General features: G+C 37.3%; 6 protein-coding genes. 3 read left to right on the top strand and 3 right to left on the bottom strand.

Going from position 1 to position 12,268, the window contains the following annotated elements; translation table 11 throughout:
• The first annotated feature begins 415 nt into the window (after positions 1-415).
• The gene (locus tag ACQY44_RS05850; protein WP_428229459.1) at positions 416-3,631 is read left to right on the top strand and encodes a TonB-dependent receptor domain-containing protein; all 3,216 of its coding nucleotides are present in this window, start codon (positions 416-418) and stop codon (positions 3,629-3,631) included.
• Between the two features lie 365 nt (positions 3,632-3,996).
• Positions 3,997-4,686, top strand: a complete 690-nt coding sequence (locus tag ACQY44_RS05845) for a VIT1/CCC1 transporter family protein (protein WP_428229458.1) — start codon at positions 3,997-3,999, stop codon at positions 4,684-4,686.
• A gap of 58 nt (positions 4,687-4,744) precedes the next feature.
• On the opposite strand, the gene ACQY44_RS05840 is transcribed toward ACQY44_RS05845, so the two are convergent.
• Positions 4,745-6,121 carry a sensor histidine kinase gene (locus tag ACQY44_RS05840; RefSeq protein ID WP_428229457.1) on the bottom strand — a complete coding sequence of 459 codons (1,377 nt, stop codon included), beginning with the start codon at positions 6,119-6,121 and terminating at the stop codon, positions 4,745-4,747.
• A 201-nt stretch (positions 6,122-6,322) separates the two neighbouring features.
• Here ACQY44_RS05840 and ACQY44_RS05835 point away from each other — a divergent pair, with 201 nt between their 5' ends.
• Entirely contained in the window at positions 6,323-6,496 is a 174-nt protein-coding gene (locus ACQY44_RS05835; protein ID WP_428229456.1) for a hypothetical protein, read from the top strand.
• A 215-nt stretch (positions 6,497-6,711) separates the two neighbouring features.
• Here ACQY44_RS05835 and ACQY44_RS05830 read toward each other — a convergent pair whose 3' ends face one another.
• Entirely contained in the window at positions 6,712-7,842 is a 1,131-nt protein-coding gene (locus ACQY44_RS05830) for an efflux RND transporter periplasmic adaptor subunit (protein ID WP_428229455.1), read from the bottom strand.
• 4 nt (positions 7,843-7,846) lie between these two features.
• Complete coding sequence (locus tag ACQY44_RS05825; RefSeq protein ID WP_428229454.1) at positions 7,847-12,226, bottom strand: CusA/CzcA family heavy metal efflux RND transporter; 4,380 nt, start codon at positions 12,224-12,226, stop codon at positions 7,847-7,849.
• Positions 12,227-12,268: the final 42 nt, after the last annotated feature.

The following is a 12,268-nucleotide window of genomic DNA, read 5'->3' as shown; positions in this document are numbered from 1 at the left end:
ATTTTTCTATTAATAATCGCAACGGATTACAATGATTTTTCTTTCACGCAGATTCCTCAGATCTAATGCTGGATTTGCGCCGAGTTAACTGAACAAAAAAATCTGCCCTATTCTGCCTTAAAAAACTACATATTTACATTAGAATATTCATATCTAAGGTTATCGTTTTTCTTTATCGGTAACATTTGCTTAACACTCTAATCTTTTTCTAATCTACTTTAAATACAAATCTAATCTATTAATTTTTAGCTTTTTATGCAAGTGATTGATTTTAAAGAGCTCCATCGGTTTTACAAAAATAACACGTTCGTAATTTTAAGTTAACAATGAATAGTTTTATGATTTTAAGTTAACAAAAGCGTTAAATCTGATCGAAACAAAGGAAGTTTCTTTGTCAAATAAAAACTAAACAACAATGACAAAACTAAAACTCTTTTTTTCGGCTTTAATGCTCCTTGTTATGGGAAACATTTTTGCCCAAATTACGACCTCATCCTTATCTGCAAAAGTAAATGATGGAACAAGCGCACTTACTGGCGCTGAGGTTACGTTAACACATTTACCTACCAACTCCGTTTACAGAGCGACAACGGATAAACAAGGTAGATTTAGTTTCGAAAATTTAAATGCCGGTGGTCCTTACGAATTAGAAATTAAAAGTGCGGGCACCAAAGATTATTCTAATGCACAAATACATTTATCACTTGGCGACAATGATTTACCTACGATTGTAGTGGGCAAGGCTGATAACAATGTATTAGAAGAAGTGGTGATCTCAAGTTCTAAACCTTCTTCTAAAAATAACGGAACAAATATTAATGAGAAAAAAATTAATGGCTTACCGTTAATCAACAGAGGAATTCAGGATGTGACCAAATTAGTTCCGCAAAGTTCAAACAACTCTTTTGCAGGAACGAATTTCAGATACAATAACGTAACAATTGACGGTTCGATAAACAATGATGCTATTGGTTTTAGTCCGTCTTTAGGGGGTCAGTCCGGAACTTCAGGAATGCCGGGAAGCAGTACGCGGTCAAATTCTATCAGTCTTGATGCGATACAGGATATTCAGGTTTATATTGCTCCTTATGATATTAAATTAGGGAACTTTTTAGGAGGAAGTGTGAATGCGGTTACCCGTAGTGGTACAAATGAAGTGACGGGATCCATTTACAGCTATGGCAGAAGTGCTGCTATTACGGGACCTAATAATGCCGGTGACGGTTCGAAAATGCCAAAATCTTTTGGTGATTATCAAATTGGTTTCAGATTAGGTTTGCCAATTATAAAAGACAAATTGTTCTTCTTCACAAACATGGAATATGCAGAGAGAACTGATCCTTTATTTTATAATGCAGGACAAACAGATTCTAACGGAAAATTAACTTCATTAGTAGATAACACTACAGCAGAACAAATTGCAAACTTCGTTAAAACCAATTACGGATTTGATCCGGGAAGTTATGGTGCCTATAATAACTTCGCAAAAAGTCAAAAATTCTTTAATAAATTAGACTGGAAGATTAATGACAAACACTCTCTCTCGCTAAGAAACAATACTGTTATTTCCCAAGCTTCAAATTTAGAGCGTGATGCGGCAAATTTCAGGTTCTCAAGTATGGACTTTACTCAAAAAAACCAATCTGTTAGTACGGTTTTAGAATTAAAAAGTCATTTTAACAGTCAATGGTCGAACTCCTTTCTTGCCAGTTATTCAGCTATTAAAGATTATCGTGATCCTAAATCAGCCAACGCTATGTTTCCTCAGGCAGAAATTGGGTATAACGGAGGAACTATTTTCTTAGGAAACGATCGTGAAGCAACTGTTTTTAACATGAAACAAAATACTGCTGAGATCACAGACAACGTTACATACAAAACAGGAAACCATACTTTATTGTTTGGTACACACAACGAATTCTACGATATTAATTACGGATTTGTAAATGCACTTAACGGAAGGGTTTCCTATAAATCCCTTGCTGATTTTTACAATAAATTGCCTTCTCGTGTTCGTGGGACTTATCCTTTTGACGGTTCTACAAGAGATGAAATTTTTAATAATCCGTATGCGAAATTCAAGGTAAACCTTTATAGTGTTTATGTGCAAGACGAAATCAGAATTGGTAATAAATTAAAAATTACTCCCGGAGTGAGAGTTGATTACACCGATTTACCAAATAAACCGAAATTAAGCCCTCAAGTTCAAAATTCTCCGGCTGATCCAAATTATGGTACTACTTATTCATATACACCATTAAGCCAAATCAAAAACAACTTTTTTACTACTGCACTAGTATCACCAAGAATAGGATTTACCTATAATGTAGACGAAGACAAAACACTTGTTTTAAGAGGTGGTTCAGGGGTATTTACAGGCAGAATTCCGTTTGCATGGTTAGGATATGCGTATTATAATGATGGTGTTGGTTACGGAAGTTATGACAAAAACAACCTCACTCCTGCACAGGTTGCAGCAGCTGGTGATCCTTTGGCCAATAATGGTTTAAATGGATATCATGATGCAACACCAAAAGTACAGGCAGATTTAGTAGACAATAAATTCAAAATGCCGGCAGTTTTAAGAAACTCTCTTGCAATTGATAAAATCATCGATGGATACAAGTTTACAACAGAAGGTATTTATACTAAAGTAATTCGTGATCTTGAATTTCAACAAGTGAATAAGACAGACAATCCTACTTATTTTTCTTATGATACGAATCACCAAATGCCCATTTATGCTGCTAACATAAATCCTGCTTTTTCTAATGCTTATTTATTATCTAATACGAATAAAGGATACCGATACAGCATTACGGAGATGGTTTCTAAAACATACGATTTTGGCCTTAGCTTTATGGTGGCTTATACTTACGGAGATTCTAGGGACGTTACAAACGGTATTCGTAACTCTATGGAAAGTAATTTCCAGATGAACCAATCCCTGACCCCTAATGATCCTCAATTGGCAACTTCTAACTTTAACATCAAACACCGAATTGTTTCTAATGTAGGTTATGCCGTAAAAGTGGCTGATAACAACACTTTGTCTGCTAACGTTTATTTTAATGCACAATCAGGAAATCCGTTTTCATGGGGATTTGTAAACTCAACCATTGCAGGAACAGGACAAGCAGCAGGATTGGCTTATATCTTTAAAGATGCTGCAGAAGCCGCTAAATATATCGGGGTGAGTGCTACCGGCGTTCCATCTGCAACAGCAGCGCAACAAGTAGCAGATTACGAAGCTTTTGTGAATGGAAATGATTATTTGAAAAGCAGAAGAGGAACATTCACTCAAAGAAATGGTGACACTACACCCTGGAACATTCAGGCTGATTTGAAATTAATGGATGAAATCAAAGTTTCAAAAGTAGGTACATTCCAAATCTCATTTAGTATGGCCAATATTGGAAACCTTATCAATAAAGATTGGGGAAGAAGTTATTTTGTTCCAAATACATACAATTCAACAGCGAGTTTAGGTTTAACAAAATCCGGAAATATTGGAGGAGTTGCTACCGGCGATCCAACATATACGTTCCAAAAACCTACTTCGTCACCTTATACTGTAGATCAATTAGCCTCAAGATTCCAAGGGCAGCTTGGACTTAGATATTCGTTCTAAAGATTGTGTTTTATTTTTTTTATTTGTCCCCCAGTTTCAAACCTTATGAAACTGGGGGACTCTTTTTTTTGAAAAAGGTGCAAAGGTTCAAAGTTGCTCCATTAAATACAACTATTAAGAGATACTGCCCTTAGGATTTTAATATTGGTAACCAAAACAGCTGCCAGATAAAAATATCCCTTAGGAATTACAATTATTTTTTTAAGCCAGCTCATTATTGCAATTATTAAACTAGCAAGTTGAAAGAATCAAAACCATTTTACAAAATTTAGAATCATTCTATTGCCCTTCTTTTGGTAACCAAAACTATTTTGAAGTAATTTCATTAGAAAAATTCAGACCCGACTACATTAAAAATTAAAACTATGGAGGTAGAAAATCATTATATCAATAGAAGTGGCTGGCTTAGAGCAGCTGTTCTGGGTGCGAATGACGGAATTTTATCGACAACCAGTTTAGTTATTGGTGTTGCCGCCGCCAGTGCTTCGAGAGAGCCTATTTTACTTGCAGCAGTAGCAGGTTTGGTTGCCGGTGCGCTTTCTATGGCTGCGGGCGAGTATGTATCTGTAAGTTCACAGTCTGATGTTGAAACAGCAGATTTAAAAAGAGAACGAATAGCACTGGAGACTATGCCGGAAGAGGAACTGGAAGAATTAAGGGATATTTATGTACAAAGAGGATTGAATAAAGAATTAGCAACACAGGTTGCTGAAGCACTAATGGCACACGATGCGCTTGAAGCTCATGCAAGAGACGAGCTCGGAATAAACGAAATCACACAGGCCAATCCTCTTATGGCAGCTTTTGCATCAGCAACATCTTTTATTACCGGTGGATTGTTACCGGTTCTGGTAGCCTTTTTTGCGCCTATCAAAGATATGGTGTTGTATCAATATGGTTTCTCGATACTTTTTCTGGCACTCTCCGGAATATTGGCCGCTAAGGCAGGAGGATCAAAAACGATAAAAGCAGTATTGCGTATTTGCATCTGGGGTACTTTTGCAATGGCAACGTCAGCATTGGTAGGTTATATTTTTGGTGTTCAGACTACTTAAACAAAACCTGAAGGATTCTTGTGCTGAATCAGGCCAAAGTTTAATATTCAATTTGGGGTTATCTTTTTATCCGCTCCAAGGGCAGGATAAATTTGAACGTGCTGCCTTTTCCGGGTTCACTTTCAGCCCAGATTTCGCCCTGATGTTTTTTTACAAATTCACTGCAAAGCAGTAATCCCAATCCATTTCCAATTTCGTTTTCTGTTCCTTTCTGAATTACTTTTTCATTAATCTTAAACAACTTTTGTTGTATGTTTTCAGGAATTCCAATACCGTTATCTGAAATAGACACTGCTGCTTTTTGACGGATCCTTTCAATCGTTACTCTGATTTCACCTTGCTGGTCCGTAAACTTAATTGCATTGGTGAGCAAATTTCTCAAAACGGTATCGATCATATCTTTATCAAGTTCCACTTCAATAATTTCAGTCCAATCGAACCGGAGATCTATATTTTTATTTAATGCCGCATTCTTATTGAGTGCTATATTTTCTTCAATTAGTTGATTTAGCAACACCTTTCTAGGGTTGTATTCAATCATTCCGGTTTGGACCCGGGACCATTCTAAAAGATTTTCAAGCAACTTATAAATATTTTTGTTCGATTCATGGAGCATTCCTGTAATTTCCCTGATTTCTTCGCGGCTGCATTCTTCAATTTCCTGAGCCAATATTTCTGATAACGAAACTGATGATCCCAAAGGGCCTTTTAAATCATGGGCGATAATAGAAAAGAATAAATTTTTATCGTTTAGAAGTTTTTGGATTTTAAGGTCTTGTTTTTCCTTGACCAACAATAAAAATCCTACTGTACCAATGAGGGTAAGCAAAAACAGACTAATACTGTACAAGCTGTCAAAAGTACCACGAGAAAAAAAGTAAGGCTGTGGGTTGAGATAACTGTAAACCGCCCGCATAAAAATCAGAATTTCAAATACGGCATAACAAAGCAGATAAAACATTCGGAAAAAAGTATTTCCTTTTTTTTTGAAATAGCCAATCGTTGGTGGCAAATAAATCGCAAATATGGACAGGGACATAATTAAAATACGGGTATTCATCAAACTCCCTAATAATGTTGCCACATTAAAAACTACTATTGCAGCAATAGTGATCCCAATTTGTAAAGGATAATGCCTTCTCGTCTTTGTTTTGATCATCGACATTATTGCGATCGTTTCATAACAACATCCGGACAAAATAATAGAGTTAGCCAGATTAACAGAAAGGAAATCAGGGGCTACGTTTCTTAAAAAAATGAGCACCCAGCCAATGGTTAGTAATATTTTTCCATATCCAAACGCTTTTAATTTTTTTCTGTTCTCAATCGTAGCATACGAAAACGAATAACTAAAAATAAGAATGCAAATGAATAAATTTCCCCAAAAATAAAGCAGGAAAACTGTTTTTGGATCCAGTGGTGAGAATTGGAACATTATAGACTTCGTGTGTTAAAAAAACTGACTGCAAATATACAAATTCATGATGTAATCAAAGGGTAAAGCAAGGCCATTGACTAAGAAAAACCCTTTGAGACCGGCATAAGTAAGTTTTAATAAGAATATTTTATTAATTTGTATTCAATATAAATGAAGTATTCATTCATTACTAATAAAAATAGCATAAAAATAATGATTATGGGAGTATCAGGAACCGGCGCTACCCCACTTGGCCATCGTTTCGTAAAAAATAATGACTGTTTTTACACCTGGATTCTGATGCTTGCTTTTGGGAAAAGACCAAACCTGCGTTTCAGGAACCAAGAAATGCCGATGAGCGTAATCTGTTATTTGAAATCTCAAAACCTTTAAAAATATGTCAAAACAGCGTTGCCAACTGGCTGAATAATCCCAGCAAAACCAACCCTCAATTTGCAGGGCATACTTGTACTGAATGGAAAAAAGTAAGTCCTTCAAAAGAAACGTCTTATAGTATAAAAAAATCGTTGAGAACGATTCAAAAATAAAGAGAAAAAAAAGGGAATAGCTTTATAACTATTCCCCTTTCACAATTAACTAAACAAATTTTATTGATCTCCACCGTTCATAAAAGTCATCAAGAGTGTGTAAGCATTCCTGGTTACAATCTTAGATGATGCCTGTATCGCTGCAGATTTAATCTGACGGTAACCTTCGCTTCTGGTTCCCGGTTCTACTGCAACCATTTTGTAATTATTATTTCCATTGGCAGCAAAAACAAAAAACTTGCCTTGCCATCTTACCACTGCATCTTCCGGAACTGTCAGGGCTTTTTCGTTGTTAAATTCGGCTTCTGTATTAATAAAAAGCCCCGGTACCAATGCGCTGTCATATTGATTTACTTTGCAAATAACTTCTGCCGCACGATCATCATTAAGGCTCTGATTGATATAAGCAATTTTAGCCGAATACTTTTTTGAAGGATTGGCATTTGTAAAAGCCGTAACCGTCTGACCAACCGAAAGCAAATGAATATCTTTCTCGAAAGCATTCATAACCAGCACGATATCACTCATCTCCATTAATTCAAAAAGCATATCTGTTGGGGCAATATATTTTCCTACGTTTACATTTACTTTAGAAACCATACCGTTTATAGGCGAAGTAATGGCAACTGTTTTGCTAATATTAGACGCTGATAATGTCTTGACATTAATGTTTAATAAAGCTAATTTCTGTGCCAATGATGACATATAAATACGCTGCGTCTGCATTTCTGTAGCCGTTTGTTCGTATAACTTATCACTGCTTGCCTTTTTTGCATTCAGTTCTTTTTGCCTGTCGTATTCGCTTTTGGCCAATTGAAATTTTTCTTTCGCAGTAAGATAATCCTGTTGCAATTGTATGTATTGCATATCCTCTACTACGGCCAGTAATTGTCCTTTTCTTACGTGCATTCCCGCCATTAAATCGGTTTTTTTAATGTATCCACCTAACGGAATACTCACATTCACGACACTTTTTGGCGGTACAGTAACGGTTCCCTGAAGTTGCAATATGCCTTTTACAGTTCTTTCTTCCGGATTCCCCACAATCAGGCCGGCATTCTTAACCTGTTCGCTGGTTAAATGAATGCTGTTTTCCTGCTTTACTGCTGTTTTATTTTGCTGCTCTTTTTTATCTTTCTGGCAGGAAACCAGGAATAAAAAACTAAAAATTACGATGCTATATTTTTTCATTATGTTATAAATTATTAAGGGTTTGCACATTAATGATTGCTTTGTTATAATCATTAATCCTGTCGAGGTATTCATTTTTTATGGTAATGGCCTGATTGACTACCAAAACCCATTGCAGATAATCAATATCTCCATTTTCTAACTGGCTGTTGGCAGCATCAATAATAACAGAAGCGTTTTTAAGTCCTTCGTTTTCGTAATAGTTCAGGCTTTCTTTATACTTTTCGACCTCACTGACAGCATTCACAATCTCTGCATTCATTTCGATCTTTGTCGTTTCTGCCATCATATTATAATTTTCGTATTCGGTTTTAGCTGCTTTATTGCGTGCTGACTGACTCGAAAAGAATAACGGAATCGACAATCCCAGATTTACATAACTGAACCTGTGACTGCTGTCATAATACACCTCTTGTCCGGCAGCACTCGTCTGTGCACCAATAATACTCAGGTTGTTATACCCTACCGTAATGTCCGGCATGAGTTTCGATTGTTCTGCTTTCCATTTCCATTTGGCCGCTTCGGCTTCATGGTTCGAAAGTTGTATTTGAGGAAGTTCGGCTGTGTTTAATTTTTCGTTTAATGAAATTGTAAAATCATTCTTAATATTCGCAGCAGACGGTACATGAACAATACTATCCTGTAGAATGGTATTAAATGATTTTAGTGTAATCGCAATATCTTTATTGACCATCGTGAGCTGATTGGTATAAAATTGTCTGGCAGATTGTGAGGCACTTTTCTCCAGTACATTGGTTTCCCCCGCCTTATAGCGCAAATCTGATTTTTGCTCCATTAATCTGTAAATAGAATCGGCGTAAGCCAATAATTCTTTTTTACTGTTCAGCCATATATAATGGTAAAACAGGTTTCGTACATTCGATTTAACCTGCTGTGTGGTCAACTGAGATTGTGCTTTGGCAACATGATAATTTTCCTGTAAAGCTTTCTTCTGGCGGATGTACAGTGTTGGGAAAGCAAAAGTCTGACTAATCCCAAAACGGGTATCGTTCAGGCCACTATTAAACTGGCCGTAATCAGCATCAACAGTCGCTTTCTGGATATCAAAAGCTGATTTTTGCAGTTGTTCTTTTGATTTCTCATTCAGCTGTACCGCTTTTATTCTTCTGTTGTTCTGAATCGCAACAGATAATGATTCATCCAGCGAAATTGGTGTTTGCTGCGCCTGAACTGAAATTGTAGCCAATAAAGCAACAAGCAATAAGGTCAATTTATCCATCTTATTTTTTTTGATTTTTTTTGAAAATACCTTTGTGTGATACGTCATTAAATAAATGGCCGGAAGTACAAATAAGGTCAGTAAAGTAGCCGTTATCAATCCGCCAATAACTACTGTTGCCAGCGGGCGTTGTACCTCTGCTCCTGCTCCGTTACTCAGTGCCATGGGCAAAAATCCTAAAGAGGCTACAGCTGCTGTCATCAATACGGGACGTAATCTGTTTTTGGTTCCTGTAATGATAATCTGGAACGGATCTGTAATTTCGCCGTGTTTTTGTATTCGGTTGAATTCGGATATCAATACAATACCATTCAATACCGCCACACCAAAAAGGGCAATAAAACCAACACCTGCTGAAATACTAAAAGGCATATCGCGCAAAGCAAGCCCAAACACACCACCAATGGCCGATAACGGAATTGCCGTAAAAATGATAATTCCTTCTTTGAAAGATCTGAAGGCAAAATATAATAATGCTAAAATCATAAATAAAGCTGCGGGAACGGCAACCCCAAGACGTGATTTTGCCTGTTGCAGGTTTTCGAAAGTACCGCCATAGGTGATGTAATAGCCCGGATCAAACTTGATCTGGCTGTTTACTTTTTTCTGCAATTCTTCTACGATCGATTCTACATCACGTCCTCTGACATTAAAACCAACAATAATTCTTCTTTTGGCATCTTCACGCTGAATCTGGTTGGGTCCTTCAATTTCTTTGACGGAAGCCACCTGATAAAGCGGAATCTGCATTCCGGAACGGGTGGAGATTAACAAGTTACGAACATCAGATATGTCTTTTCGTCCGCTTGCTTCTACCCTTACCACCATATCGAAGCGTTTTTCTCCTTCATAAATGCTTCCTGCTACAGCTCCTGCAAAGGCCGCATTGACAGTTTGGTTGATATCTGACACATAAATACCGTATTTCGCCATTTCTGCCCAGTCATAATCAATCACAATTTGTGGCATTCCGGTCACTTTTTCGACATAAAGATCTGTCGCGCCTTCTACTGTTTTACTTATAGCGCCTAATTGCTCTGCATATTGGGCGAGTTTGTCGAGATCTTCTCCGTAAATTTTACAAACCAGATCTTGTTTGGCTCCTGTCATCAATTCGTTAAAACGCATTTGCACCGGAAACTGAAAACCTGTCGTCACTCCGGGAGCGACTTCTTTTACGGTTTTGGTCATTTTATCGGCCAGTTCCGGAAACGAAGAAGCACTTGTCCATTCTGATTTATCCTTTAATACAATAATCATATCCCCACCTTCAATAGGCATAGGATCGGTTGGAATCTCGGCACTACCAATTCTCGAAACTACTTTCTCTACTTCAGGATAGTTGCTTTTAAGCGCAGTTGATATTTTTTGGATGGTTGCTGTGGTAGTCGAAAGATTCGTTCCTAACAGCAAACGCGTTTCTACGGCAAAATCTCCTTCTTCGAGTTGCGGAATAAACTCTCCTCCCATTCTGCTAAATAGCAACAATGCAATTCCGAATAAAACAAAGGCCGAAATGACAATTCCTTTTCTAACCTTTAAAGCTTTAGACAACCAGATTTCATAATAGAATTCCAGCTTTGCCATAATTCTGTCTGAAAGATTGGGTTTATGGCTTACTTTTTTACTGATAAACAAAGCACTGACCATAGGCACATAGGTCAGCGATAAAATAAATGCCCCCAAAATAGCAAAAGCAACAGTCTGCGCCATAGGCTTGAACATTTTACCCTCAATTCCTTCAAGCGACAAAATAGGAAGATAAACAATCAGAATAATGATTTGACCGAAAACGGCAGCATTCATCATACGTCCGGCTGAACCGGTAACTTCTTTATCCATTTCCTCTTGTGAAATGGTATCAATTCCTTGGTATTTTTTAGCACTGTGAATATGATGGAGAATAGCTTCGACAATAATCACGGCGCCATCGACAATTAAACCAAAATCAAGCGCCCCAAGGCTCATTAAATTTCCGCTTACGCCAAAGGTGTTCATCATAATAATAGCAAACAACATCGCTAACGGAATGACAGAGGCTACAATAAATCCGGCTCTTAAATTCCCAAGAAAAAGCACCAAAACCAAAACTACAATCAAGGCACCTTCGATCAGGTTTTTCTGAACTGTACCAATCGCATTATCCACCATTTTGGTACGATCTAAAAAGGGTTCAATTTTTAAACCTTTTGGAAGGATCTTTTCGATTTCGGCTACACGTTTTTTGACATTAACGATCACATTATTCGCATTTTCGCCTTTCAGCATCATCACAATTCCACCAACAGATTCACCAATATCATCTGTGGTCAAAGCACCATAACGTATCGCGGCAGCCATTTTTACCTCAGCAATATCTTTGATTAAAATTGGCGTTCCTGCTTCGGTATTTTTTACAATAATATTCTGGATGTCTTTGATGTTTCGGGTCAAACCAACACTTCGGATATACAATACTGTTGGTCCTTTTTCAATGTAAGCGCCTCCGGTATTTTCGTTATTACTGCTTAAGGCTGTAAAAACTTCTTTTATGGTAAGGTTTTGTGCTTTTAATCTTGACGGGTTCACAGCGATCTCATACTGTTTTAGTTTTCCGCCAAAAGTAGCTACATCAGCAATTCCCGGAGTTCCAAGAAGCTGTCTTCGAATGGTCCAGTCCTGAATGGTACGTAAATCTTCCAGGGAATATTTGGTTTCATAACCCGGTTGGGGTTTTAGAACATATTGATAGATCTCACCCAGTCCTGTAGTCGCCGGCGCCATTTCAGGAATACTGGCATTTTCTGCAATTTCAACCTTTTGCAAACGTTCAGCAACTTGTTGACGCGCCCAATACACATCAGTATCATCTGCAAAAACAATCGTAACGAGTGAAAGTCCAAAACGTGAAATACTACGGCTTTCTTTCAGTTGTGGAATATTACTGATCGCCTGTTCAATCGGAAAAGTGATGAGTCGCTCTACATCTTCGGCCCCTAAAGAAGGAGCTGTGGTAATAATTTGTACCTGATTGTTGGTGATGTCAGGAACGGCATCGATTGGTAAACGGGTGACTTCAAACACGCCATAGATAATCCACAGCAATGTGAAGATCCCAATTACCAGTTTGTTTTTAACTGAAAATTGTATGATCTTATTAAGCATATTTTGATTTAATTTTTGAAATAATAGTGTGATGGCCAAAAC

Source organism: Flavobacterium sp. (assembly GCF_965277525.1).
Lineage (GTDB): Bacteria > Bacteroidota > Bacteroidia > Flavobacteriales > Flavobacteriaceae > Flavobacterium.
Note: the sequence above shows the minus strand (reverse complement) of the source record. Positions and strands in the feature narration are given on the sequence as shown.

What these genes read in the sequence shown, in the direction of transcription:
- ACQY44_RS05830 (WP_428229455.1), bottom strand. Translation starts at nt 7,842, where the DNA reads ATGAAAAAATATAGCATCGTAATTTTTAGTTTTTTATTCCTGGTTTCC.
- ACQY44_RS05845 (WP_428229458.1), top strand. Translation starts at nt 3,997, where the DNA reads ATGGAGGTAGAAAATCATTATATCAATAGAAGTGGCTGGCTTAGAGCA.
- ACQY44_RS05825 (WP_428229454.1), bottom strand. Translation starts at nt 12,226, where the DNA reads ATGCTTAATAAGATCATACAATTTTCAGTTAAAAACAAACTGGTAATT.
- ACQY44_RS05840 (WP_428229457.1), bottom strand. Translation starts at nt 6,121, where the DNA reads ATGTTCCAATTCTCACCACTGGATCCAAAAACAGTTTTCCTGCTTTAT.
- ACQY44_RS05835 (WP_428229456.1), top strand. Translation starts at nt 6,323, where the DNA reads ATGGGAGTATCAGGAACCGGCGCTACCCCACTTGGCCATCGTTTCGTA.
- ACQY44_RS05850 (WP_428229459.1), top strand. Translation starts at nt 416, where the DNA reads ATGACAAAACTAAAACTCTTTTTTTCGGCTTTAATGCTCCTTGTTATG.